Origin of the sequence: Paraburkholderia pallida (assembly GCF_004524855.1) — a bacterium.
Taxonomy (GTDB): domain Bacteria; phylum Pseudomonadota; class Gammaproteobacteria; order Burkholderiales; family Burkholderiaceae; genus Paraburkholderia; species Paraburkholderia oxyphila.
Map to the genome: position 1 here is coordinate 1,559,012 of NZ_CP038151.1, position 25,931 is coordinate 1,584,942.

General features: G+C 58.3%; 16 protein-coding genes and 2 pseudogenes. 7 read left to right on the plus strand and 11 right to left on the minus strand.

The genetic code is table 11. From position 1 onward, the window contains the following. Positions 1-11 precede the first annotated feature (11 nt). Complete coding sequence (locus tag E1956_RS41675) at positions 12-302, plus strand: hypothetical protein (protein WP_197733001.1); 291 nt, start codon at positions 12-14, stop codon at positions 300-302. 550 nt (positions 303-852) lie between these two features. Continuing rightward, the gene (locus E1956_RS41680; RefSeq protein WP_134759211.1) at positions 853-1,614 is read left to right on the plus strand and encodes a YoaK family protein; all 762 of its coding nucleotides are present in this window, start codon (positions 853-855) and stop codon (positions 1,612-1,614) included. A gap of 122 nt (positions 1,615-1,736) precedes the next feature. On the opposite strand, the gene E1956_RS41685 is transcribed toward E1956_RS41680, so the two are convergent. From E1956_RS41685 to E1956_RS47815, 5 genes and pseudogenes are all read right to left on the minus strand, one after another. Next, entirely contained in the window at positions 1,737-2,060 is a 324-nt protein-coding gene (locus E1956_RS41685) for a cyclic-phosphate processing receiver domain-containing protein (RefSeq protein ID WP_134759213.1), read from the minus strand. A 98-nt stretch (positions 2,061-2,158) separates the two neighbouring features. Then, a complete protein-coding gene (locus E1956_RS41690; protein WP_134759215.1) occupies positions 2,159-2,407 on the minus strand; it encodes a hypothetical protein in 249 nt (82 codons plus the stop codon). 56 nt (positions 2,408-2,463) lie between these two features. Further along, positions 2,464-2,730, minus strand: a complete 267-nt coding sequence (locus E1956_RS41695; protein ID WP_134759217.1) for a hypothetical protein — start codon at positions 2,728-2,730, stop codon at positions 2,464-2,466. 387 nt (positions 2,731-3,117) lie between these two features. Continuing rightward, a pseudogene (locus E1956_RS47810) lies at positions 3,118-3,950 on the minus strand (transposase). A 348-nt stretch (positions 3,951-4,298) separates the two neighbouring features. Further along, positions 4,299-4,718 (minus strand): annotated as a pseudogene (locus E1956_RS47815) (transposase); the annotation flags it as partial. A gap of 398 nt (positions 4,719-5,116) precedes the next feature. Between E1956_RS47815 and E1956_RS41715 the strand changes: the two are divergent. Genes E1956_RS41715 through E1956_RS41725 form a run of 3 tightly spaced genes read left to right on the plus strand, consistent with a single transcriptional unit; the run spans position 5,117 to position 9,601 of the window. Then, positions 5,117-5,494, plus strand: a complete 378-nt coding sequence (locus E1956_RS41715) for a hypothetical protein (protein ID WP_134759223.1) — start codon at positions 5,117-5,119, stop codon at positions 5,492-5,494. After that, complete coding sequence (locus tag E1956_RS41720) at positions 5,487-5,840, plus strand: hypothetical protein (RefSeq protein ID WP_134759225.1); 354 nt, start codon at positions 5,487-5,489, stop codon at positions 5,838-5,840. The genes E1956_RS41715 and E1956_RS41720 overlap by 8 nt, the downstream gene beginning before the upstream one ends. After that, entirely contained in the window at positions 5,837-9,601 is a 3,765-nt protein-coding gene (locus tag E1956_RS41725; protein WP_134759227.1) for a caspase family protein, read from the plus strand. Before E1956_RS41720 ends, E1956_RS41725 begins: the two co-directional genes overlap by 4 nt. 16 nt (positions 9,602-9,617) lie before the next feature. Here E1956_RS41725 and E1956_RS46500 read toward each other — a convergent pair whose 3' ends face one another. The 4 genes from E1956_RS46500 to E1956_RS41740 all read right to left on the minus strand — a co-directional run bounded on the left by E1956_RS46500 (position 9,618) and on the right by E1956_RS41740 (position 15,671). Continuing rightward, on the minus strand, positions 9,618-9,770 hold the full coding sequence (locus tag E1956_RS46500) for a hypothetical protein (RefSeq protein WP_167760295.1): 153 nt from the start codon (positions 9,768-9,770) through the stop codon (positions 9,618-9,620). 1 nt (position 9,771) lies between these two features. After that, complete coding sequence (locus E1956_RS41730; RefSeq protein WP_134759229.1) at positions 9,772-11,334, minus strand: DHA2 family efflux MFS transporter permease subunit; 1,563 nt, start codon at positions 11,332-11,334, stop codon at positions 9,772-9,774. 1,267 nt (positions 11,335-12,601) lie between these two features. Then, positions 12,602-14,110, minus strand: coding sequence for an acetyl-CoA hydrolase/transferase family protein (locus tag E1956_RS41735; RefSeq protein WP_134759231.1), 1,509 nt, complete (start codon positions 14,108-14,110; stop codon positions 12,602-12,604). Positions 14,111-14,495: 385 nt separating this feature from the next. Continuing rightward, positions 14,496-15,671: a porin gene (locus E1956_RS41740; protein ID WP_134759233.1), complete on the minus strand. Its 1,176-nt coding sequence runs from the start codon at positions 15,669-15,671 to the stop codon at positions 14,496-14,498. 449 nt (positions 15,672-16,120) lie between these two features. Between E1956_RS41740 and E1956_RS41745 the strand changes: the two genes are divergently transcribed. Both E1956_RS41745 and E1956_RS41750 read left to right on the plus strand, forming a co-directional pair. Continuing rightward, positions 16,121-21,622, plus strand: a complete 5,502-nt coding sequence (locus E1956_RS41745) for a trifunctional serine/threonine-protein kinase/ATP-binding protein/sensor histidine kinase (RefSeq protein WP_134759235.1) — start codon at positions 16,121-16,123, stop codon at positions 21,620-21,622. Positions 21,623-22,074: 452 nt separating this feature from the next. Further along, entirely contained in the window at positions 22,075-22,452 is a 378-nt protein-coding gene (locus E1956_RS41750; protein WP_134759237.1) for a response regulator transcription factor, read from the plus strand. 660 nt (positions 22,453-23,112) lie between these two features. On the opposite strand, the gene E1956_RS41755 is transcribed toward E1956_RS41750, so the two are convergent. Both E1956_RS41755 and E1956_RS41760 read right to left on the minus strand, forming a co-directional pair. Then, complete coding sequence (locus E1956_RS41755) at positions 23,113-24,687, minus strand: efflux transporter outer membrane subunit (RefSeq protein ID WP_134759239.1); 1,575 nt, start codon at positions 24,685-24,687, stop codon at positions 23,113-23,115. Between the two features lie 15 nt (positions 24,688-24,702). Further along, the gene (locus E1956_RS41760) at positions 24,703-25,923 is read right to left on the minus strand and encodes an efflux RND transporter periplasmic adaptor subunit (RefSeq protein WP_134759241.1); all 1,221 of its coding nucleotides are present in this window, start codon (positions 25,921-25,923) and stop codon (positions 24,703-24,705) included. Positions 25,924-25,931 lie beyond the last annotated feature (8 nt).

Sequence of the window (25,931 nt, forward strand, 5' to 3'; positions counted from 1 at the left end):
TCGAGGTTGCTATGACAGACAACAAGAGTGTGCTTGTGATCGGCGTGGATCCGACACTGATTGACTCCTCACAGCCGGGCTACGCGCCGGGCATGGACGCACCGAAGGTGCTGGCCGGTCTCAAGTCTTCTGAAGACGAATTGACTCGTCTTGGGTACAGCGTGCAGATGTGTTTAACCGACTTTGGCGAAACTGCCGAGACAGTTGTTCAAAGCAGACTCGAGCAGAAGCGTTACGATTGCGTCCTGATCGGGGCGGGTGTACGCGCGAATCCGAGCAACTTCATGCTGTTTGAGAAGTAAATCAATGTGGTACACCACCACGCACCTCAAGCCAAGATATGCTTCAACACATTGCCGAGCGATACTGCAGCCGCGGTAAAGCGTTGGCTATGAGAACCGTCAATGGTGTGAGAAACGCGCGACAACCATGGTTGTACGTTGATCGTGATGTCGCCCAACTAGCGGTTACAACGAAGCCGGCGCACTCGTGTGCTCGGTAATCGTCCAGTACTTCATCGCCGGCCCAATATCTCCACGTAGATACCGGGTGTAGAACTCGTTTTTAAACGCGATAGTCAGGTTTGTGCGGACTTAACCGTCACTGCTGCAAACCCTTAAATCGCGAAACCTTTGCCGCGCCGTTCAAGCTGTGACTCCACAATGCGCCGTTGAAAAGTGACAGCCGTAGGCAGCAACATGGCCCGCGTCACACTCCGTTTCCACGGGCGCGTCCACAATTGACCGGCCCTGCGGCAATTCGTCGCTGTTGCAACTTGGCGTGTAATGCGGTAGGTGGATTGACTCACGTCGTACACTTTATCAATTGTCGCTGGCCGCCTTGGGAGCCTCCGTGCCCATCCATTACCTCCGCAGCTTTACTTCAATCCAGCGTACCGAGAAAGCCAATTTCCGCCTCGGGCGCGTACTGGCTCTGATTGCCGGCGCCACCAATGCCGGCGGCTTTCTCGCTGTAGGCCAATATACCTCGCACATGTCGGGCATCGTCTCGTCATTCGCCGATAACGTTGCCCTTGGGGACTTGGGACTCGCGCTGTCTGCGATCAGTTCCGTCATCGCCTTTGTGAGTGGCGCCGCAACTTCGGCCATCCTCATCAACTGGGGGCGCCGGCGCTCAGCCCATAGCGTCTACGCCGTGCCACTGCTACTCGAAGCGGCGCTTCTCCTTTGCTTCGCTGCGCTCGGTGCAAATCTTGAGCACCATCGTGTCATGTTCGTGCCGGTCACAGTCGCCCTGCTCTGCTACGTCATGGGCGTGCAGAACGCAATGATCACGAAGATCTCTCGGGCGGAGATCCGGACGACGCACATGACTGGTATCGTCACCGATCTCGGCATCGAACTCGGCAAGAGCTTGTATTGGAACAGGTCCGAACCGCCCGTCGGATCGCACCATGTGGCGGCAGACCTGCGGCGAGTTCGTGTGCTGGCTGCCCTACTTGGGATGTTTTTGCTTGGGGGAACGGTGGGCGCAGTCGCGTTCCGGCATTTTGGATTCGTATCGGGAGTGCCATTGTCGATGCTACTGGTGATACTTGCCAGTGTCCCTGTGACCGACGATCTGCGTCGCCTGCCTCGGGGCGACCTCGTTTGAGCGCACGGATACCCAACAGACGGCAACAGCGGCTCCGCTAAACGAGCGATGTCGCTCGAAACTCGTTTCTGCGACCGGCACTCATGCTAATTGCATACACGGTTTCTCTCCTGGAGAGCCCGCTAGGCGCCAGGCTGTTCCACTCGAAAGACAAGGTACCGGGAGAGAAGTTCGAGGATGTTTTCGCGGCCGACGGGGTTCGCGCTATGGACAGTAAAGTGGAAGTCATCCGGAATAAACGTCCCGCCAGCGTCCAAGTCGAGATCGATGAGGCGCCTCACGACCGGTATTGCTGTGTCGGCGCCACCAAGGTCATGGTCAAATGAAATCTCGACAGGGCAACCCTGAGTTTCAAGCAGCTCAATCGCTGCTGCCGAATTGCGTGCTACGACCCAGTCGGGCGAAGCTGGGTCCCTCAGGTCGTCGATGAAGAGGCGGTACTGCATGAAGATACCTATGTGGCGCGAAATCTCGAAAAGCCAATAGCATACCGGCAACAGTCAAAAGTCGACGCCGAAGACCCCGAACTAGGGCTCGCATCCCCTCATGCATGATCTCGGGTTCGAGCACGCCGTCGGCTGGTTGCACGCCGATTCAAGAAGGCTGTCGTTGCTGCCGCGAAAAGCGATGTCACGCCTTCATGGACCGACTTGACCGCCAACATCCACAAAAGGTCCTCCCAGATCTGGGCGAGTTCATCGATCAATGCGCCGAAAAGCGGCAGCGCGTCGTGGATGTAAACCGGCCTCAAGGTGCGGTTGTACGGCTTGCGGTGGCCGTACATCGGGGCCATGATTTGCGCCAGGTGGCCAAGCTCCGGACCTACGGTGCAGCGTGACGCCTGGCTGCTCAGGGCATCCGATCGCGAATGGCGACGAGCAGGTCGAGGTGCTTTTCAACGAGCAGCGGAATGGTCGACGCGCCACTAATCCATCGACCGATGGTACGGCAGTCGTAGCCGGAGTATTCAGCGAACGTCACCTGGGTCCAGCCAAGGCGCGCCACCGCGTACGAAAGGTCGGCATGCTTCATAGCAAAATTTGACAGAATGTCCCAGTCAATGCCTAGACGATGGGACATTTTGTCATATTCGACGGAAATTTCAAATTCCCGCATTGTTCCGACTGCGCTGGCGACAGCCGACAGCGGCATCGCACCGGCAGAAGGCAGTCGCATCCTGGTGAAGCAGGACAGCCAAGACCGGGCCAGAAGCTGTTGCCCTACTCAAACGCCCAAATCGCATGGAATCTTGCCAGACCATATGGGAGAGCTCATTGCAGTAGTTCCACACGAAGTTGACCTCGCGCGCGAGTACACGCAACAGCTTTGCGTGTTTGTCTTTGAGTCTGAAGCGCAGGACGCGGGTGGTGAGGGGCATGTGCCAATACGGTTGTTTCTCCGTATAGGCACGTCGCCGTTTCCCCGTTGAAAATCACGCGATTCCTGCTTCGCTGTCTACACCTGCCTTTCATCCCCGGCCTGAAGAGGCTGTCGCAAAACGCATTATGAGGCACCCAAGTGCGAGCGGTTGAAGCGCGGAAGCCGGACGAGAGGTCGAGCGCGTAAAGTTGATCCGAACTTGCGCAGGACGAGTAAAGTCGCCCATAGGAATGCAAATAAAGCCCTTTGCAGGGCCACTGCCCGCGACAGGTTGTGCGCCATGACATGAAGCGCAAATTCGCGCCTGACCGCTGCAAGTCCACGGCGCCGGAACCGGTTCAATCCCTGTTGTCCGCGCAGGCTACTGAATACCGGCTCAACGATTGCCTTGCGCTGGCTGAAGATGCGTCTGGCCTGCGGATGCTGCATCACTACACGAAGCGCCTCACGTTGCTCATCCTCGGGATAGCGCTTGATGCGCCGCCCTGTGCAGCCTTTGTGCATTTCGCGCGCAGATGGCAATCGCCACAGGTGCTGGCTCCGTACACGCGATGTTCCCGCGTATTCAGGGTCTTTCTGGACTTTGCCTCCAGGAGAAGAATCTGCCCGGCAGGACAACGATACGAGTCGGTTTGCTCATCGTAGTCAAAGGCGCTCTTGTGAAACAAACCGTCGTCCACGGGCACGGCGGGCCATTGGCCGTCAGGGCACAGCAGGCTTACATCGCGGGCAAGCGTTGCTTCGATCACCTCGTCGTCGAAATATCCTGCATCGAGCAGCACTTCTTCAGCCTGTGCGCCCGTGGTCCGTGCACTTTGATCGAGCATGGATGCGATGACGCGCGTTTCGCTCGATGCGTCCAGTGCAAGCGCCGTGATAATCCGGTTTTCATTGGCCAGAACGGACGGCTTGTACGATGCCCCATATCCTTGTCCACGCTTGAGCCGCTGGACCATCGCTTCGGGCTCCGTGCCGCTGATGCGCAGACTCTCCGTGCCTTTGCCGCTGTGTTGCCGGGCAGCAAGCCGCGCATCGAAGATCGTCTGGCATTGGCTGCTGCGCTGTTGCGCCTGCTTTGCAGCGCGATCATCGGGTGCGCGCTCGAGCGCTGCTGTCGCCGCTTGTGCGCGGGCCCGCACGGCTTCTTGTTTCAGCAGGTTGTAACGGGAGCAGGCTGCTTCGATCACGGTGCCGTCGCCTGCCAGTCGTGCGCTGCTCGAACCGCTGGCCTTCAGGATGGTGCGCGTAAGGGATTCGAAGAACTCCTGCGTGAGCGAGTCTTCGTGCAGAACGATGAACCGACCGATATTGGCATGATCGGGAGTAATACCGCCTGTCACCCACATGCACCCCAGATCCAGACGGGCGAGTCGCTCCAGCTCGCGCAGCGAATGCAAGCCTTGCATCACGCCGTACAAAATCAATCCCATCATCTGGCGGGGCGAGTACGGCGCGCGTCCAGTGCCCGCATAGCGTCCTTCGAAGGCTAGCCAGTCCTGCTGTTCAAGAAGATGAGCCACGACAAAGGGTGTGTGCTGGTCGGACTGCTTCAGCCAGTCCTCAAGGCGCGTCGCGCCTATGACGATCTCGTGCGCGTTGCCCACGATAAACCGGCGACCTGTATCCGATGCACACGGCCGGGGCCTAGCATCCTGAGCTGGCGCCGCACCAAACAGATCGTATTGTTTCCTGTCCAGTGGCGCCATCCTGGATGCCGTGCTCATCGTTCTTCTCTTCAGCCATCGAGTCGCGAAATTTTACCAGGTTGGGGCTTTCGCGACAGCCTCTGAAGGCCGAGGTTTTCAGGCCGATTGCGGATAAACGACCGCTGGCGTGATATCCGGATCCGGTCCACTCTCTCAACGGGTTCTTCCCCCTCGCACCGCCACTCCAAGGAATGAGCGGGTCCTGTCGCCATCCGAAATCGGCCATGGCTGCTACGCGGTGAAGCGTGGGCGTCCACGCAAAAAAACGACCCTTTTCACAAAAATTCTTCCTAGAATAAATCGAGCATCGTATTGTCCCTAGAAGTTCACTTCGAACGGCCACGCATTGAATCCAGTCTCTCGTCCGAGCATTAGAAGACCAACGTTCTCTAACGAAAATCAGCAAGGAAAATGAAATGGATTCGGGAACCTATGAAAACGCTACGCCTCGGGGAAATGTAAACCTGTCGCATGTGAACCTCCTCGATGACCAGCAGTTCTGGTTGGCAATACTGGTGCTTCTTTTCGGGCTCGTCATTCTTGCAATGCAGTATCGATTGCTCTCTAAATATAGAGCTAAAGCAGACGAAATTCTTCGAACCTTCACCACATCCCTAATAGTCGTCGTCAGTCTTGCCCTAGTTGCATCTGGATATGGTGAACAGCAGATCTCACCTGTACTAGGTTTATTCGGGACAATTGTAGGATATCTGCTAGGTGCCTCACGAAATAGAGACACCGGTAACCGACAAGGGACGGACAGTACGGAAATCGCGGAGAAAAGCGATGAATAATTCTATATCTTCAAGAATAATTAACGCGACAATTTTTGTTGTTTTTGGTTTAATGCAGGCATCAGCGCAAGGCGAAAAATCCAAGGCGCCGCCGATGCATCGTGCCCATATCGTGAACGGAACAGTAAACGATATAGGTTTTCGCGTCCGAATTCCGGGAGAAGCTTGGCAGGTTGATCGTCTTGCTCCCGGCGAAGGCGTCACGTATGAGTGTCCAAAATGTAAAGACATGGACTTTGAAATCGACACGGCAGGGAACGTCGTTACACGGACATTGGAGATGGGACAAGACTACAAGATATATTGGAACGATTCCGCCCAGCATTACGACGTGGGGACACCATGAAAAACATCATGCGACAGCTCCATCAGTCGTACGCTTTCACTAGAAATGCGCTCCAAAAAAGATGTCGCGATTGGTTAGATACAATCGCTCTCTGCGTAGCCAGAGCAGCGACATTAAGCGTATTACTCATTGCTTACAGCGCCAACGCAAACGAAGTGACGCCTCCGTCCGTTCAACTGCAGCTCGGTGTTTCATCGGCAGGTATTCACGGTTCGGACAGCATCGTGGGTATGGCTTTTTCTCCAGATGGAAACTTGCTCGCCGTCGCAGGTACCGGTGGACAGCTTGTGATATGGGATGTAATTTCCGGCTACATTCAAAGAAGTTACATTTTAACGGATAAACTTCCGAACAATGTCAGCTTCTCTTCTGACGGAAAGACCATTGTAGTGACAGGAAACGATTTGACCGCAATCGATGTTGACTCCGGGAAACAAAGATTCCATATCTCTGAAATCTATTCTATTTTGAGTGCAGCCCATCCGGCAACGAACCGCATCGCAGCATACAGGGAAAATGGTAACGGCTATCGAATCGACATATTCGACATGAAAGATGGCCAGCTCATAAAATCGATTCCCACGTCTATCATGGTCCCGGGAGTTCTAGTATTCAGCCGCGACGGTACCAAATTGTTCACGGCAAGCGCCGGCGACGAGGGATTAGCCTTGGGGCGTGAACCGCGGAAGGGTGCGCCTCAAGGGCAAGTGCAAATCTACGATATTGCAAGCGCAAAATTAGCAAGAACCTTAAACAATTGTGCAGACTGGTCAAATGGCATATCGCTCACGCCGGATGGCAGTTACCTGGCAGCCTTAGGGTATCGGCGACAATCGGGGGATGCGGTGAACGTTAAGCGCGACAATTGCATAGCGTTCTGGCGTCTCAGCGATTTCAAGAAAACCAAGGAGGTTCAACTTCCCACCAGCGTTCTTGGTATCGAAAGCATCGCCTTTGGATTGCATAGCAAAAAGCTTGGCGCCTCGATTTACCGAGCTGATTTTACGGGACATCTGACCTGGGTCGATCCAGACAGCGGCGCCGTCGAGGAAACAACTGGCGGCGCGGTAGGATGGGAAGTAGCACAAGCGCCAACGTCATCCGTCTGGGCCAGCGCTGGCTACGGAAGTTCAGTCGATCTGTGGAGCGAGGACGAACCGGTCCTCATGAGGCACCTGGAGTCACACGCACCGTCACTGATATCAGCGTTTTTTAGCGATTCTGGAAAGTCGTTGGTGTTTGTCGACAGCCACGGGACTGAAGCGCTCAATTTGGCCTATGGTCGTTCGCAGTGGATCGAGCCTTACCACATGATGAGCGTGACACACGACGCTAGCGGAAACGTGTTCGCGGGACATTGGAAGGGAAGTACAAATCCCAATAACCAATTCGATCTCAGCGATGGCGCAATCGTCACCAGTGCATCTCATCCGCAGGCGCACGACATAATCAAATTCTCAGCCACCGCCGTCGCATTGGACCCAGCCCTTGATCCGACCGGACGTTGGCTTACATACATGACCGTGAACCAGAACGTTCGCGATTTGCATGTCGTAGATACCATGAGCAAACGGGAGACTTTTTCGATACCCAACCTTGCCATCGGCACCAACCTCACGTTCAGCAAAGATGGCAGTCTCATCGCATGCGGAACATCTACAGATATTCAGGTATGGAACATGAGTTCCGGGCGAGTTGTCCTGCAATTGCCGGACAACTCGGCTATGCGCAAGCTCGTGTTTGAGCAAGACGGTACGCTTGTTGGCACGATGACTACTGGAGGGAGCCAATACGCCGCGCAATGGGATAAAAACGGCAAGTTGTTGCAACGAGTCGATTCAGAACAATTCCAAAGCCTCAACGTTCTCGCACCGACCGGCAATCTGCTCGTCAATAGCTTGAACGATGCCTATCTGAAGACCGGAAAATGGGACGGACAAGCTGTGCCGCTTGAGCAAATCGCGCGAGACAAAGAAGGGAACCTGTATCGAAGAGGTCCCGACTCGTCATCCTGGATTCCTTTTGACGGCAACTCCGGAGCCTCCAAGAGTGGACCTACCACGAACTCTTCGCCTTCCGCCGCCAGCGCCAATCCGGCGGATATCGTCCCCTTGCTAAGTTCGTTCTCCGGTCAGACGAACACCGTCGCAGGCATCGCTAAAGATAGGTTCGTTCTGGTGTCGACTGACGGAGTCTTATACCTATGGTCGACTCAAACGGATAAATTCCTAGCCGCCATGGCAGGAGACGGATCCACTGCCCTGTCATGGGACACCTCACCGGACGGCCGATTACTCGTAGTCTCGTACGGTAGCGGCGTAGCAAGGCTGTGGAGCGTCGATTCTGGACGACTGCTTACCACCATCGCTCGGTTCGGAGATCGCCAATGGGTTATGTACAGCCCTGACGGAGATTATCTGTCCACGCCCGGCGCCGCGAGCATGATTGCCTTTCGCCTCGGACGACGCAGCTTGCCGTTTGACCAATTCGACTTGGAATATAACCGGCCCGACAAGTTGCTCTCCAGCGTGGGACTCGCTGATCCGGAATGGGAAAAGGTCGTAGCGCAAGCAACAGCGGATCGCCGCGCGACCGAGCAGTCTGATCTGTTGGCGACTCCTGAATTGTCTGGCGCGCCACAATTGCATGTCGCGAATCAACAATTGCTAGAGCAGAAGGGCCAAGTGGGACGCGTAGTGCTTGATGTCGCTGCGGAGCCGGGAGAGGCTCCGCTGGCCGCGATTCTGATAACAGACAACGGCGTACTAGTGGCCAAGGTACAAATTCCAAAGGTGGCAGAAAAGAGTCAGTGGCACGGCCACGTCGACGTTCCACTTGTTGCCGGACAAAACAGACTATCGCTGACGGCTGTAGATGAGAAATCGTCTGGGTCCATACAACAGGTGATCAACGTGTACGATGCCGAGCAGTCCGCGAGACCGGCTCTCTGGTTATTAGCGGTCGGAGTTTCACACTATACCGACACAGCACTCCAGGCTCTGTCCTTCTCTGTCGATGACGCCACAGCCATTGCGAGCGCATTTTCCGCAAGGGCCACTTCGTTTTCCTCGATTCATATAAAGCAGATTCCGGAGGAGATGGCAAACCGCGACGGCATACTATCCGCAGCCAAGTTCTTCAAGGGCTCTGCCCCGGACGACGTCGCAATCGTGTTTCTTTCGGGACACGGCTTGGTAGATTCTAAGTATCGGTACTATTTCGGCACCCGTGATGTCGACCATCTCAACCCCGCGCAGAACGGCTTAAGTTTTTCTGACATAGACAGGATCCTGGATGAAATACCAGCGAGAAAGAGACTGATTCTTCTCGATACCTGCCATGCAGGAGAACCGATTTTGAACGCCGCCACTCTCCAGTCGGACGTACCGAGCAACGCGAAGCCAAACTCCAAGGGCGCCGCCGATCAGCGGTTGAGCCTGTTCGACCGGAACGTTCTTGAGTTCGTCCAAGATACCTTCGTCGACCTACGGAGAGCGAGTGGGACTGAAGTCATCGCCGCTTCAAGCGCTTATGACGTCGCAATTGAGTCGCAGAGGCTGGCTCACGGTGCCTTTACAGCGGCAATACTTAAAACAATAGCCAACCACGACCCGCAACACGGGTCGTCACTCAGCGTCACCACACTGCGGTCGTCAATCCTTGATTTGGTTCCGGTCATCACAAACGGCAGCCAGCACGCGGTGGCCCGAGAAGTGCCACCGGAATCGGACTTTGAGGTACTTCCCCCGATTTCACGGTAAATTTAACTAGCCTACTTCAGTATTCACAGCAGCGCTTCGTGATCACTGGCCTGAAGCCGCGCCAGCGCAGTTCCTGATGGTGGAAATCGCAATCGTAGTCGCGATCGGCATAGATAACCATTGGCGTTTGAATCGGACGACCGCGCACGCCGCGAATCAGTTGCGCCATCTCAATGGCCGCCCGCGCCCTCTGACCCGGGTGCTGTACCCTTGCCTGGATGCGTAAGCCAGACGAGAGGAATGATCAGAATAAAGATTACTGAGGATAACCGGAAGACGTCGTTCAGCCCCAGCATCGTCGCCTGTGCATTCATAGACGTTTCAAAGAAAGCCAATGCCGTCGACGTGTTGACATCAAGCGTGCTTTGCACGTTCGCAATAGCGCCCGTGAAGAGGGGGTTATTCACGCTTGCCTGTTCGGCGAGCCGCGCGTGGTGCAGGATCGTACGATTGCTCCAGACCGTACTGGCTAGCGACGTACCCGCCGCGCCTGCAAACACACGGATGAAATTCGATAGGCCGGCAGCCGCCGGTACCCTGTCAGGTGGAAGCCCAGACAGAATAATAGACGTAAGCGGCGTCAGGAAGAATGCGGTTGGAATCCCCTGCAGTAGGGTCGGCAGCACGAGCGTGTATGGATCAACGTCGGTCGTGTAACGCGAGCGCATAAAGAACACTCCGGCAAACCCCAGGAAGGAGAGCGTGGCGAGCACGCGCATGTCCGACTTCGGCATAATCTTCCCGAGCACCGGCGCGAGAATTACCGCGAAAATGCCGAGCGGCGCCGTCACGAGGCCCGCATTGACCGCGGGGTAGCCGAGAAATCCCTGGATCCACTGCGGCAGAATCACGAGATTCGCAAAAAACACCGCATACGCCACTGAAATCGCGAGCGTCCCACCGAGAAAATTGCGCTCAGCAAAGAGCCGCAGATTGACGATTGGTCTTTCGTCGGTCAGCTCCCAAATCAGGAAGAACACGAAGCCGATCATCGCCACGATTGCCAGAATCCAGATGGTCGTGGAATTGAACCAGTCGAGATCCTTTCCCTTATCCAGCAGGATCTGCAGTGCGCCGACCCACACGATCAGTGCGAACAAGCCAACCTTGTCGATCGGCAGTTTGCGCGTGGGTGTCTCGTGATTACGATAAAGCGTTCGGATCGCGGCCGCAGCAAACAGACCCACTGGCACGTTGATGTAGAAGATCCAAGACCAACTGTAGTTGTTCGTAATCCAGCCGCCCAGCGCTGGACCAGCAATCGGCCCGACCGTTGCCGTCATCGCCCATAGCGCCAGTGCGTTCGAACTCTTTTCCCTAGGAAACGAAGCCAGCAGCAACGCCTGCGAGAGCGGAATCAGTGGGCCGGCCACCGCACCCTGCACGACGCGTGCAGCAAGCAACACGGGCAAGCTTGGCGCCATACCGCATGCCGCGGAGGATAGTACGAACGACACGATGGCCCAGACAAATAACCTTACCTGGCCGACGCGTTGCGTCAGCCACCCAGTCAGAGGAATCGACACAGCATTGGCGGCGGAAAACAGCGTGATGACCCAAGTTCCCTCGTCGATGGATACGCCGAGATTGCCAGAAATGGTTGGAATCGCGACGTTCGCAATAGACGAATCCAGGACATTCATGAAGGTGGCGAGCGCCACTGCGATCGTGCCCAATGCGAAGCGGGCGCCAGTAAGCGGCGCCGGTCCTACTGAACTTGTCGACGTGCTCATCCGTTTTCCATTTTTGGCTTCCGTACTCAAGGGCCGCCGACCTGCCCTTGCCGATGATGCTGCGCTTCGTCGAAACGCTGGCGATAATGCTCGCTCGATTCTTCAGCCCCACTGATTGATAACGCATCGATTGACGATTGCAGCTTTTCTCAGTTACTGAAATTCGATCCACGCCTGCTCTCAGTGGCATATGGAATCGAAATTCACGCATGGGACGCTATCATCACTTTCATTAGGACACTGGAGTGTAGGCACCATACATCTCGAAACGCCCGAAGCGTGAGGCGGCTCACCAAGTCTTCGACAATGGCTTTTCTGGGTATGTCCTCACGACATCGTCTGATCCCGCCCCCTCCCCCCGGGCGTTGCCGCTTTCATCTTCTGCGGCGACAAGCCCAGTCTCGTCGATCCCCGTCAGCAGTACCGTGGCACTTCACGCGCGGCAACAGTTTGGGGGCGTATCCAATACCAGTCACGGCCCCGATAGATTGCAGACAAAAGCTGCATTATCGGCGAGACAGGAATCGGCCTGATCGGGTATAGATCGGGCGGCAGAAAAACAGGGGATTTTCTATCTCTATTCGGAAGAAAAGTCGCAAGCGACCGCCTTATTCCAAGATTTCCCCGAGCTCCACCGAGTCGAACTGAAAACCATCCCCCGGAATATCGCCTCAAACACCTCATCCATCTTTCGGAATATCGCTCTAAATTTCAAATTCCTACGCAAATCTACTCCTGACACCTCCCACGCGGACTGGCCAATCTTGTATTGGGCACGTCGCGCCGATTTCGCAACGCGAGGAGACCCATGAGCGCCGCTCTATGCGGTCATTAAGGAGAGGTCCCAGCAAAGTCAACGGAATTTGTGGCCGATCGTCACTCCACTGGCTGGTCAAAGCGATTTGCCAGGAAGCACTCGCATAGTGGAGCGAGAGAGAAACCAACAGGAAGCCGCCCGCCTGGAGCGGACGTCAAGACAGTACGTACGGCGATTCTAAGGACTCGATCAGCGCCGCACGCGGCTTGCCTTGTGCGATGTCATGCAGGACCAGCAGCTATACAAAGACGTGCAGCACATCCTGCTAGCCGTGCTCGCTGCATGTACCGATGCCATCTCGCGCTAAGACGAACCTGAAGAGGCCTCGACTGCCGACGCTCACGCGACCGTGCGGCTCTATCTTGTGTCGAGTGGCGAGTGCTCGACGGACAATATCGCCCCACTCAACGGGAATGCCAATCCATCAGCGTGCACGATCGGTGGGCTACTTCACCGCATTCGTCCGCTCTCCACGAAGCGCCGGTGCCACGACAACGCTTCGTCGAGAAGATGCGGCGTGTGTTTGCCCACGCTCTCGCGGCAGGCCCGCTCGAAGTAGTCTTCGAGCAGCGGACGATAATTGGGATGCGCGCATCGCGCGATGATAGCCCGGGCGCGCTGCTTGGGCGAGAGACCGCGCAGATCCGCGAGCCCCTGTTCGGTCACGATCACGGTTACGTCGTGCTCGGTATGGTCAACGTGGCTTGCGAGGGGAACGATGCACGAAATGGCACCGTTCTTCGCAATGCTCGGAGTTACGAAGCACGACAAGAAGCCATTGCGCGCAAAATCCCCCGACCCGCCAATGCCATTGATGATTGACGTGCCCGCAACGTGTGTCGAATTGACGTTACCATAGATGTCCGCCTCCACCATACCGTTGATGGCGAGGCAGCCAAGACGCCTCACGAGTTCCGCGTGGTTCGAGATTTCCTGCGGACGCAGCACGATGCGGCTACGGTAGTGGTCGATGTTGCGCTGGAATTCATCGACGCCCTCTGGGCTCAGCGAGAGCGCCGTGGCCGAAGCCACGCGCAGCGTGTCGGTGCGGATCAGGTCCAGCATGCCGTCCTGGATCACTTCGGTGAATGCGCTGAGGCCTTCGAAGCCCCCGTCGCGCAGGCCACTGAGCACGGCGTTGGCGATGTTGCCCACGCCCGACTGCAGCGGCAGTAATTCCGGACGCAATCGCCCATGCGCGATTTCATGCCGGAAGAACTCGACAAGATGCCCGGCGATGCGCGCGCTGATCTCGTCGGGCGCAGCGAAGCGGCCGAGGCGGTCCGGCGCGTCGGTTTCGACGACCGCCAGCACCTTGGCGGGATCGACGCGCAGATACGGATCGCCGATGCGGTCGCCGGGTGCGACTAGCGGTATCGGCTTGCGCTCGGGCGGTAGCGCCGTGCCGTAGTAGATGTCGTGCATGCCGTCTAGTCCGGCGGGCTGATTCGAGTTCACTTCCAAGATCACCTGACTCGCCAGATCAAGCCACGTCTTGTTGTTGCCCACCGAAGTCGAAGGAATCAGGCGACCGTCAGGCAGGATGCCGGCGACCTCAATCACCGCCATGTCGATATTGCCGAGAAAGCCGAACCAGGCATATTGGGCAACCTGACCGAGGTGGATGTCCATGTACTCGATCTCGCCTCGATTGATGCGCGCCCGCAGTTCAGGATCGCTCTGGTAAGGCAGACGAAAATCGATGCCGCCTACTTTGGCGAGCGCCCCGTCGAGTTCCGGGGCAGTGGATGCGCCAGTCAGCACGCGAATGACGAATCGTTCGCCTCGGGCGTGCGCGTCCTCGATCAGCCGCGCGAGTTCGAGCGGCACGGCCTTCGGATACCCTGAACCGGTGAACCCGCTCATGCCGACCGTCATGCCCGGCTGAATCAGCGCCGCAGCCTCACTGGCGGGCATCAACTTCGAAATGAACGATGCGTTTTGAATTCGTGATTTCATATCGGATCCTTGCCGCTCCTCGGCTACGGACACCTTTAGAACACAGCGGGCCTGATTCTGTCTCTCACCCTGCCCCACCCTTTTTGCACTCTACGCGCATCCTGTCCGGAAAGCTGCCCTCTAGCGCGCGCCGGTCGACGAGTAGATTTACGACCACTTCATGGAACGCGCGCTCAAACGCGTAGGCGCAATAGAACAAGGGGCACCCGCTCGATTCAAAAAGCGATAATCGGCCCACAGGCCTCGCAGGAACAACTCGCGAAGATTCTCCAGTACCTCAATCTGTGTAAGCAGGAAGACGCGCCTGACCGGCCGCACGTAGCACCCTCAAATGATCTGGCCCTTCACCCAACACGTGGTACGCGACGGACAGCGTGACGCGTTGTCAAAACATCTTTCGCAGCCCAATGGCCACACCCAGTTGGTTGGTCCGTCCAATAGTGTTGATCGGAACCCCAGCGGCGTCGACACCGCCTGGGTAGTCCGCGGCAAAAGCTCCAGTGCCACGCGACCAGTCCGTGATTGCATAGATTTCCGACTGCCTCGAGAACGAGTACTCGGCAAGGATGGTCGCCGATTGGTTGACGCCTGTGCCGAGCGAGCCATCGAGCAGCGCGGCATTGCGTGCATGCCCGTAATAATAGGCGAACGTAAATAGAAGCGGAGCCATGGCCTGCCAGTTCGCACCGACGTAATAGGTGTCGTCTATACGGTTGGGGCTGGTACCCTTCAAGGCTGGAGCGCCGGACTGCTGCATGTAAAGGTCGGTCAAACCTGTCTGGTCCTGCGCGCGCAGCCAACCAGCCAGAAGGCGGACGTCATGGGTAACCTGATACGCGCCGCTGATGTGCAGGAAATTGGTTTTAGCGCCATTGATTGTGCTGCCGACACTGTTGCCGACCGAAGAACCCGTCGCCGACATCGGTACGGACACCTGCTGGAAACCCGCGTTGAGCTTGGCGGGACCAAGTGTGTACGTCAATTCCACGGCGTAGGTCGCGCCGAGCCCGAGTGCGCCCGGCTGGTTGCCGAAGCCGTACAGGGCATTGATCGCGAGGTTCTCAAAGGTGCCTTTGTACTTGACTGAGTTGTTGACCTCCAGGTAACTGCCGATGCCGTTATACGGCCAGCTGTTCTGCCAGTAGTTGCCAACGGTCAACGGGTCGAAGATATCGCCCAAGGTGTCGTAGGCGGGCGCATATTGCCTGCCGAAGGTCAGCGATCCCCACTTGTCATTCGAAATCCCCACGAAAGCCTGCCGACTGAATAGTGTGTTCGGGACATGCAGTTGCCCATTAAAGGCCTCAAAGCCGTTTTCGAGTCGGAAGATTGCCGACCAGCCATCCCCAAGATCCTCACTGCCCCTCAAACCCCAGCGGCTGTGTGTTTCAGGGCCGGACGTCATGGAAACTTGGTCGTCCCCGCCCGGACCGGCATTCGTCTGATATCGGACCGCCTCATCGACGATACCGTATAGGGCGACCGAGCTCTGTGCGAGTGCCGATGATGCCCCGGCAACGAAAACTGCACCAACGGCACTGGATATGGCGATTCTGTTCATTAGCGACTCACAGTGATGGGTTCGCCGACTGGATCGATCGGGCGCCGGGCTCGACCAACAAGACTGTGAATCGCAAAATAACTTGTCATTTCATGGAAGCATAGTTGCCTGCTTAGATGCGTAGTTTATTCGCCGCATGTGGGGCGGATATATCAAAATCGCCTGATAGTTATAAAAAGAGCGGAAAAAGCGAAATGGTGGCCACATAAAATTGATAAGGAAGCCATATTTATTCAGAGCAGACGAACCATCGATCTCAACTGGGGAGCGCCACCTTGGCTGCTTCTTTTGCCGCTATCCGCTTCGCGGGTTCTCTTTCCGCAGGAGCAGCCTTGCGTCGGCATCCCCCACGTTCGCGCGGCCATTGCCAATGACGTCGCGATGTAGAGCGCATATCATTAGGAGATTCGTGCATTCACCAGATCAGAGTTCTCTCGTTGAGGCACCCAATGAGGAATAGATCAGATATTTTATTGGACGATGGCGAGCGTATCGTCTGGCGGGCGGTCGCCGGAGAGAATATTCTGCTAGCGCGGCTTGCCGCTGAACAACCCACGCCGACCAGTCTCAATCGCCTCGCCCACGAGGTCGGGCTGAAGGACGAGCTAGATGGTACCTGGGCGGTGCGCCCGCTTAAGCTGATACGCGAAGACGGCCGAATCTTGTTGGCGCTAGAGGATCCTGGCGGTGAGCCGCTCGCGCGACTGCTCGGCAACCCACTGGAGATCGGTTATTTCTTGGAACTCGCGATTGGCATTGCCGCCGCGCTAGGAAAGCTTCATCAGCGCGGCTTCGTCCATAAGGATCTCAAGCCCGCGCACATCTTCGTCCATTGCGCCGATGGGCGGGCACGGCTCACCGGATTCGGCCTTGCCTCGCGCCTGCCACGCGAGAGGCAGGCCCCGGAGCCACCCGAAACCATCGCCGGGACGCTCGCCTACATGGCGCCAGAGCAGACCGGTCGGATGAATCGCTCGATAGATTCGCGCAGCGATCTGTACGCCCTTGGTGTCACGTTCTACCAAATGCTAACGGGCGTCCTGCCTTTTACCGCGACGGACGCCATGGAATGGGTGCACTGCCATATTGCCAGAATGCCGTTGCCACCCCACGCGCGCGTGCGCACCGTCCCCGCAGTGATCTCCGGCATCGTCGTCAAGCTACTCGCCAAGACAGCCGAAGAGCGCTATCAGACCGCCGGCGGCGTCGAGCATGATCTGCAGCGTTGCCTCGCGGACTGGCAACGTCAGCGCCGCATCGACGACTTCGCGTTGGACGAACACGCCGCACCTGGCCGACTGATGATTCCCGAGAGGCTTTACGGACGGCAGCGGGCGGTCGATGCGTTGATCGCCAGCTTCGCCCGTGTCCTAGGGAGCGGCGCGCCAGAGCTGGTGCTTGTCTCCGGGTATTCCGGCATCGGCAAATCATCAGTCGTCAATGAGCTGCACAAGATACTCGTACCGCCACGTGGATTATTCGCCTCAGGCAAGTTCGACCAGTACAAGCGCAATATCCCCTATTCCACGCTGGTCCAAGCATTCCAAGGCCTGGTGCGCATGCTTCTCGGCAAGTCCGACACGGAGCTGGCAAGCTGGCGCGCAGCATTGCTGGAGGCGCTGGCGCCCAATGCGCGCCTCATGAGCGATCTTATCCCTGAACTGAAGCTCATCATCGGCGAATCGCCCCCTGTCCCGGAACTCGAGCCACAACAGGCGAAACAGCGCTTCCTGCTGGTGTTCCGGCGGTTCATTGGCGTTTTTGCCCAAGCAGACCATCCGCTTGCGCTTTTTCTCGACGACCTGCAGTGGCTTGACGCGGCGACACTGGACCTGCTCGGGGAACTGCTGACCCACCCAGACCTGCGCTACCTGATGCTCATCGGCGCTTATCGCGACAACGAGGTAGACGCCACCCATCCGCTGACCGCCAGGCTTCACGCTGTCCGAAACGCTGGCGTGAAAGTCGACGAAATTAGGCTCTCGCCGCTCTCCCCTGCGCATATCGGGAGATTGATAGTGGATGCGCTCCATTGTGCGCCCGAATCGATCGAGCCACTGGCGCGCCTCGTGCGCGACAAGACGGGCGGCAACCCATTCTTCGTGATCCAGTTCCTGCAGGCGCTGGTCGAAGGGACTCTGCTGACTTTCGATCATGGTACACGGCGGTGGCACTGGGATCCCGATCGCATACATGCCATGGGTCACACCGACAACGTCGTGGACCTGATGGTCGGCAAGCTGGCTCGCCTGCCGACGGGGACCCAGTTGGCGTTGCAGCAGCTAGCCTGCCTCGGGAACGTCGCAGAGACCACGACTCTCTCCGCCGTTCTCGGTATGCCGGAGGCTCAGGTTCACGTGACGTTGTGGGAGGCGGTTCGCCAGGAGCTGGTCGAGCGGCGGGCGAGCGCTTACGCGTTCGTGCACGATCGGATCCATGAAGCCGCCTATTCGCTGATCCAGGAAACATCGCGCGCCGAAGCGCATCTGCGGATCGGTCGGCTGCTTGCTGAGCGAATACCCCTAGAAAAGCGCGAGGAAGCGATCTTCGAGATCGTGGGACAGCTGAATCGCGGCGGAGGGTTGATTACGGAACAGAACGAACGGGAACAGCTGGCCGAACTCAACCTGCTCGCCGGCCAACGTGCTAAGGCGTCGACGGCCTATACCGCAGCACTCGCCTATTTCACTACCGGCGCCGGACTATTGAGCGACGATTGCTGGCAGCATCGGCATGGGTTGATCTTTGCGCTCGAGCTGAACCGGGCAGAATGCGAATTTCTGACGGGACAACTGCCGGTCGCCGAAGCGCGATTGGCGGTGTTATCGAGACGTACTACGACCACGGTCGAGCGCGCCCAGGTCGCATGCCGGCAGATGGATGTCTACCTGATTCTCGACCAGAGCGAAAATGCGGTAGCTGTTTGCCTGGAATTCCTTCGTCACGTGGGCATCGCGTGGTCACCTCATCCGGATGAAGCAACGGTGCGAAGCGAATACGAACGTATCTGGTCACTGCTTGGGGACCGGACCATTGAGGAACTCATCAATCTTCCCGCAATGGAGAACGCAATCGTCCTTGCAACCGTTGAGGCACTGATCAAGCTGTTCTCGCCTGCCTTACTCACGGATGAGAACCTCGCTGGCCTGACGATCTGCAAGGCGGCCACTCTCAGCCTCGAGCACGGAAATGCGGATGCTTCGTGCGTCGCCTACGCGAACCTCCCTAGGGATGCCAGACGCCTTTTCGGCAACTACCAGGCCGGATTTCAATTTGGCCAGCTCAGCTGCCAACTCGTCGAACGGCAGGGCCTCGAACGCTACGGAGCCCGCACGTATCTGTCTTTCTCCCTTTACGTTGCGCGCTGGGCGCAACCCGTGCGGAATTGCGTTGACCAACTGCGCCGCGTTTTCGACATAGCAAATCGGACCGGCGACCTTCCGTTCGGCGCGTTTGCATGCAATCACCTCGTCTCGAACCTGCTCCTGATCGGCGAGCCACTACCCGAGGTACAACGGGAAGCCGAATCCGGCCTTGTGTACGCCAGGAAAGTGGGATTTCGCCTCGTAATTGACTTTATCGAACACCAGCTAGCGTTGATCCGGACGCTCCGCGGCTTGACGCCAGTCTTCGGCAGCCTCGATGACGCGCAGTTCAATGAACGTCACACTGAACGCCATCTGTCCCAAACCTCCGTGGCGTATAGGTGCTGGTACTGGGTCCGGAAGTTACAGGCGCGCTATTTCGCTGGTGATTACGAGGCAGCCATGCAGGCCGCTTCAAAGGCGAATGAGCTACTCTGGATCTCGTACTCTTCTTTCGAGGAGGCAGAATATTACTTCTATGCCGCGCTGGCCAGGGCCGGCCGCTGCGACTCCATCGCGGCTGGCGAGCGGCCGCAGAACCTGGACACGTTGGCAGCCCATCACAGGGAACTGCGCATCTGGGCAGATCTCTGCTCGGAGAACTTCGCAAGCCATACCGCGCTGGTCGGCGCAGAGATCGCCCGCATTGAGGGCCGCATGGTCGACGCCGAGATGCTCTACGAGCAGGCCATCGATTCAGCGCAGGAAAGCGGATACGTCCATGTCGAGGCACTTGCCAACGAACTCGCGTCCCGCTTTTATGCCGCCCGTGGTCTTCGGAAAATTGCGCGTACATATATGCAGGACGCCCGCTATGGCTATCTGCGTTGGGGGGCCAACGGAAAGGTATGGCAACTTGAGCGGACGTACCCGTACCTGAGGATCGAAGAGACGGCGCCCGGACCGACGAATACGATGGCAGCGCCAATCGAACACCTCGAACTGGCGACCGTGATCAAGGTGTCGCAGGCAGCGTCAGGCGAGATCCACCTGGAAAGACTCATCGATATGGTTATGCGGACCGCAATCGAACAGGCGGGCGCCGAACGTGGCCTCCTGATCCTGTCGGCTGGAGGCGAGCATCGGATTGCCGCAGAAGCCACCACCGCCGGCGACGCGATTCATCTGCAGCTGTCGGATGCGCCGGTAAACGCCGGGATGTTGCCGGAATCGATCCTCTACCATGTCTTGCGTACGCGTGAGAATATCTTTCTGGACGATGCCATAGCCGAGCCCACGTCTGCCGCGGATCCCTACATTCGCCAGCATCGAGCACGCTCCATTCTGTGCCTGCCCCTGATGAATGGCGCGAAGCTCATGGGTGCGCTTTACCTCGAGAACAATCTCACTGCCCGCGTGTTCAGCCCCCGCCGGATCGCCGTGCTGAAGCTTGTAGCCTCACAGGCTGCGATTTCACTCCAGAATGCTCGCTTGTATCGCGATGTCGCGGAGAACGAAGCAAAGATCCGACGTCTTGTCGATGCCAACATCATCGGGATCCATGTCTGGGATGCCGACGGGAACATCCTCGAAGCCAATGACGTCTTTCTCCGCATGGTGGGCTACGGGCGCGACGATCTCGTCTCGGGTCGTATACGCTGTCTGAATCTGACGCCGCCAGAAGCGCGTGACGACGCCAAACGCGCGCGGATCGAGTTGGAAGAAACCGGCCGCGCCAAGCCATTCGAGACGGAGTACGCCAGGAAGGACGGCAGCCGCATCCCCGTCATTGTCGGTTTCGCTGCATCCGACGCAAGCGGCCGGAAAGGCGTCGCCTTCGTGCTTGACCTGACCGAGCAGAAGCAGGCGGAAAAGAAAATCCGCGAGAGCGAAGAGCGCTATCGCCAGGTGCTAGCCGAACTGGCCCATATGAACCGCGTTGCGACCATGGGGCAACTTGCGGCTTCGATTGCTCACGAACTCAATCAGCCCATCGCCGCGACGGCAATCAACGCCGAGGCAGCGTTGCGATGGCTGAACCGCGAGTCCGCTAACATCAGCAAGGCCAACCTTTCGCTGGAGCGTATCGTCAAGGATTCCATGCGCGCCGGGGACATGCTTGGCCGGATCCGGCAACTGATCAGGAAGGCGCCACCGAAGAAGGAGCCGGTTGACATTAACGAGGCGATCCGCGAGATCGTTGAAGTCATCCAGGGAGAAGCGAGGAAGCGTGGTGCCATGTTGGACGTGGAACTCGCAGAGGGCTTGCCGTTCATCGAAGGCGACCGTGTTGAGTTGCAACAGGTGATTCTCAATCTGGTCATCAATTCGCTGGACGCAATGAGCAGCATCGATGGAGTACGACAGGTACACGTCACCGCAAGGGAGGCTGACGGCGCGTGTGTGCTCGTGACCGTGCGCGACTCAGGGCCGGGATTTGGACCGGACGGAGCTGAACACGCCTTCACCTCGTTCTATACGACGAAGTCCACCGGCCTGGGCATGGGGCTTTCAATCTGCCGTTCGATCATCAACGCGCATGGCGGCCGGATGTGGGCGAGTGACAACTCGCCGAGCGGCGCGGTCGTTCAGTTTGCGCTACCCCCGTTACGTCATGATGGCCGTGATCGTCGACACGAAGTCTGAGTAGCAACGAAACGGCCAATGCGCGGTAAGCCGTCGCTGACCTTACTCAGCGTCCGCGCCCTCCGACGCGGGTATAGCAGCGGACCAGACCAGACAATACCACCGTAGCCTGCAAGCCAGCTCGATTCGACTTCGCTCGTTCTATCGTCGAGGCCCATGGAAGGCGTCTATAGGTCACCGGAGTGCCTGGGCCAAGCGCAATGTTTCAGTTCATGCTTCCCGCTATGTGAGCAGGACCAGACATTCGCGCGAAATCGCTTCAACTTTTGCGCCGGCGGACGGCTGTGAATCGCCAGCCGGTCTCGTTGGAAGCGCTCGTCGAGCGCGCCCTCAGCCTATACCATCGTATGGTTTCGAACGAGGAGCCTGTTAGGTAAGCTTGGTTTGCCTACACGCGGCAGAGGTGCGTTTTCGCGCGCTGTCGGTACAATTTACTTTTGGGGGGGAGATCATTGCGTGCGCCACAGATCATATGGGTTGTTGACGACGATCCATCGGTTCGTTCTGGACTATCAGACCTACTGAGTTCGTACGACTACGACGTAGAGATATTTGAATCTGGCGCGTCCCTCCTGGAACATGCCAGTGAAGCACAGCCGGACTGCATCATTTCAGACGTGCAGATGCCGGGAATGTCAGGTGTTGAGATGTTCTTGCGCTTGCTCAGCGCAGGGAAATACGTACCTACGATATTCATCACCGCCTACCCGACCCCCGAGCTTCAGCGACAAGCTTTCGCGAGCGGCGCATGCGCGTTTCTCAACAAGCCCTTCATGGCCCGCGAATTGACGGCTGCCATCAGCACTGCTGTGAGGAATGTTCGCGGCTGACGGCTCCGGCAGTCGACCTGCCTGCCGGCCCGTCTTCGCGACTAGCGCAACTGGATCGCTCATGTCTGGGGACGGCCCATCTCTCCGAGAAGCCTAACCAGCCTTGGACGCGGAGTTCATCTTGCATGACGACGCGCCTTCTTCATTTCCAGCGAGCACGCGCCTACCTGATTCCACGATCGCAGCGTCGTGCATCTTCTGAAACCGTACAATCACCCCTTCCACAACCAGCATAGCATCCGCCGCCACAATGGTCGGCGACTTCAGACCAAGCCAGGAAGTCAGTTCAGCGATGAACTGTTCGAGTCCTCCCTTATGCGCAGCTGCCTGCTGCAGGTATGCGGGATTCCCTGTGGATCAAGCCTCTGCTATGACATTGATTAAGGCTCGGCCACGATAGTCCTGGTCGACATCCTGACGGAACTGAGTCATAAGGCCATTAGCATTTTGCCAGTGGAACCTTCTACCGAAATCAAACGACCGCTTAGTCGGAGCTTCGCGCCGAAGTGTCCCACTGGAAGCGGCGAATGATGGTTTCATCCGTCTCTTCCGACCATCCAACATCAACAACATTACCGGATTCTAGCGCTACATACTCATGCTCGCAGGAGTCCTCGAGCAGAAGCACATAGCTCCTGTCCTCCATTAAGGCAGCGGCGTCTATCGCGTACCGTCTAAATAACCCACTATGCTTCGGACGTCCCTATCTTGACGATGAGTGAAACTCAAAGCTCGATAATCTGCCCCTCGTGTGTCACGAAATTCGTCCGTGAGGGCTCCAGTCTGACTAGATGCACGGTCCCAACCACCGCCGAGCGCGTTGAGCAGATGCACGCTCGCATCGAGCCTTCTGCCCGCAATCTGCTCTTCGCTGCGTTCGTTCGCAAGCGCGATGGTCTGCGACGTCACCACGTCGAGATAGTTCACCGCGCCCGCCTGATAGCGATTGGTCGTGAGCTTAAGCGCAAGTCGCGCGGCGGCTGTTGCCCGCTGCTGGCTTTCGGCTTCGCCGGCCAGCGTGTCGAGCGCGCTCAGATTGTCTTCGACCTGCTGGAACGCCGTGAGCACGGTTTGCCGGTAGGCAGCCACGGCCGCGTCGTACTGCGCATTTGCGCCCTTGAGCGTGGCAGCGCGCCGGCCATCGTCAAAGAGTGTCCCCGCGAGCTGCACGCCGAGCGACCAGAAGAAGCTCGGTGCGGTGAGCCATGGCGCGAAGAACGTGCTTTCGAGTCCCGCCGACGTCGAGAGTGTGAGGTCGGGATAGAAGGCGGCGCGCGCCTCTCCGATTACCGCATTGGCAGCCGCCACGCGGCGCTCGGCCGCGGCGATATCGGGACGTCGTTCTAGCAATGCCGAGGGCACGCCCGCCGGAATCGGCGGTACGGCGACCAGCCCGACCTGCGGTGGCAGCAGGAACGACGAAGCGGGCACGCCAATCAGCGTCGCAATCGCGTGCTGAAGCTGCGCGCGCTGCACGTCAACATCGCTGTCCTCCGTGCGTGCGCTTTCCAGCTGCGTCTGCGCTTGGGCGACCGCCGAGGCGTCGATCGCGCCGTCGGCGAGCTGCTGCTGCACGATACGCAGTGCATCGGAGTAGGCCGTCACGGTGTCGTCGAGCAGCTTTCTCTGGCGATCAAGTGTGCGCAAATCGAAGTAGTCCACAGCAAGCTGGCTCGTGACCGAGAGACGCACCGATTCGAGGTCGGCTTCGGTCGCCTGGGCGTTCGCGAGCGCCTCGGTGGTGGCGTCCCTCACACGTCCGAACAGGTCAGGTTCCCAGCTCGCCGCGATACCCATGGAATAGTCGGGAATCGTCTTGCCCGCAAGCGAGTGATCGACGAGATTCTGCGAGGTCCGGTAGCGCTGCGCTGCGATAGCCGCCGTGACAGTGGGCGCATAGCCCGCCCGCTGGTATTCGATCATCGCGCGCGCGGCTTCGAGGTTCGCGACGGCTTGGCGCACGGTCTGATTCGACACGTCGACGTGCGTTTCGAGCTGGTCGAGTTCAGTGTCACCGAAGATCGTCCACCATGGCCCGCGCGGATTGCCGTCGGCGGGTGCAGCGACCGCCCATCCCGGTGCAGCCTGCGGTGGGGTGTTCGATCGCGTGGCGTAGTGCGCGGGCAGGTCGACCCTAGGTGCACCGTAATGCGGCAGCGTCGAGCATCCTGCAAGCGAAGCCGCCGTGCAGGCCACGACGGTCCTGTGCAGAGACGTGAGTGGCCTGTCGAACATAACGGACCTCATTACTTAGGCCTTGCCGCCCGGCGCGGCCGTTGCCGCCACTCGTACGCTTTGGCCGCTCGCAATTGCGTCGCCAGGATTGTCAATCACGCGATCGGACGCCACAAGCCCTGTGGCTATTTCCACGTACGTGCCGAAGTCACGACCTATGGTGACCTTGCGCAACTGCACCTTGTCATGGGCGTCCACGACTGCGACCGTCACACCGTCCGGGCGGAACAGCAGCGCGCTCACGGGCAGTTCGAGAGCCGGCGAGGCCGTGGTCAGCGCGAGATGCACCTGCGCGTAGGCGCCGGGCATCAGCGCACCGTCGTGATTGTCCATGTCGACTTCCACGCGCAAGGTCCGGCTCACCGGGTCGATCACGTTCGAGCTGCGCGCAACGCTCGCCTCAAAGTGGCGGCCCGGATACTGTTGCGTTGTCAACCATACCGCAGTGCCCGGCGCGACGAGGCCGGCGTCGTCCTGCGGCACGTCCACGTATACGCGCAGCCGGTCGGTCTGCGCGATATGGAACAGCTCGCCGGGCATCGTGGCGAGGCCGGGCGTGCCGCCCGCGGTCACGAGCGCGCCTACCTGCACGTTGCGCGCCGTGATGACGCCGTCGAATGGCGCAATCACTTTCTGGTACGAAACCAGCTCCTGCAGACGCGCGACATTGGCTTGTGCCGCCTGGAGCGTGGCGAGCTTCGCGGCGGCATCACTCGTCTTTGCCTGTGCGTCCTGCTCCGCGACTGATTGCGTTTTCAGCATTGTTTGCCAGCGCTTCGCCGTACTGCTCGCAAAGCGATAGTTCGCCTGCGCCGTGGCTTCGTCGGCGCGCGCCTGCTGAAGCTGCGCATCGAGTTCGGGCGTGTCGATCTGAGCGAGGGTCTGGCCGGCCTTCACGTGCGCGCCGATGTCCGCGTGCCAGTGTTGAACGTAGCCACTCGTGCGCGCGTAGATTGAGGCGTCTGCCCAAGACATGACCGAACCCGGCAGCAGCAGGTCCTGCGTCGCGGGCGCACGCGTTGGTCCAATAGTCGAAACGATCAGCTCGCGCTGCGCCGCGACCTGTTCCACCTGCGCGGCGCGGGCTCCAAGACGCGGCACAATCCCTGCGGCGAGAAGCCCCAAAGCCACGCATGCAAGGCCGATGAAGAGCGCCGTATGCTTGCGCACGGGGCCAGCGTCGGCAGTCGATTGGGCCTTGGTGACGCTATCCTCTGGCGGGGTATGCAAGGTCATCGAGATTC

What these genes read in the sequence shown, in the direction of transcription:
- E1956_RS41675 (WP_197733001.1), top strand. Translation starts at nt 12, where the DNA reads ATGACAGACAACAAGAGTGTGCTTGTGATCGGCGTGGATCCGACACTG.
- E1956_RS41685 (WP_134759213.1), bottom strand. Translation starts at nt 2,060, where the DNA reads ATGCAGTACCGCCTCTTCATCGACGACCTGAGGGACCCAGCTTCGCCC.
- E1956_RS41690 (WP_134759215.1), bottom strand. Translation starts at nt 2,407, where the DNA reads ATGGCCCCGATGTACGGCCACCGCAAGCCGTACAACCGCACCTTGAGG.
- E1956_RS41695 (WP_134759217.1), bottom strand. Translation starts at nt 2,730, where the DNA reads ATGCGGGAATTTGAAATTTCCGTCGAATATGACAAAATGTCCCATCGT.
- E1956_RS41715 (WP_134759223.1), top strand. Translation starts at nt 5,117, where the DNA reads ATGGATTCGGGAACCTATGAAAACGCTACGCCTCGGGGAAATGTAAAC.
- E1956_RS41720 (WP_134759225.1), top strand. Translation starts at nt 5,487, where the DNA reads ATGAATAATTCTATATCTTCAAGAATAATTAACGCGACAATTTTTGTT.
- E1956_RS41725 (WP_134759227.1), top strand. Translation starts at nt 5,837, where the DNA reads ATGAAAAACATCATGCGACAGCTCCATCAGTCGTACGCTTTCACTAGA.
- E1956_RS46500 (WP_167760295.1), bottom strand. Translation starts at nt 9,770, where the DNA reads ATGGCGCAACTGATTCGCGGCGTGCGCGGTCGTCCGATTCAAACGCCA.
- E1956_RS41730 (WP_134759229.1), bottom strand. Translation starts at nt 11,334, where the DNA reads ATGAGCACGTCGACAAGTTCAGTAGGACCGGCGCCGCTTACTGGCGCC.
- E1956_RS41735 (WP_134759231.1), bottom strand. Translation starts at nt 14,110, where the DNA reads ATGAAATCACGAATTCAAAACGCATCGTTCATTTCGAAGTTGATGCCC.
- E1956_RS41740 (WP_134759233.1), bottom strand. Translation starts at nt 15,671, where the DNA reads ATGAACAGAATCGCCATATCCAGTGCCGTTGGTGCAGTTTTCGTTGCC.
- E1956_RS41745 (WP_134759235.1), top strand. Translation starts at nt 16,121, where the DNA reads ATGAGGAATAGATCAGATATTTTATTGGACGATGGCGAGCGTATCGTC.
- E1956_RS41755 (WP_134759239.1), bottom strand. Translation starts at nt 24,687, where the DNA reads ATGTTCGACAGGCCACTCACGTCTCTGCACAGGACCGTCGTGGCCTGC.
- E1956_RS41760 (WP_134759241.1), bottom strand. Translation starts at nt 25,923, where the DNA reads ATGACCTTGCATACCCCGCCAGAGGATAGCGTCACCAAGGCCCAATCG.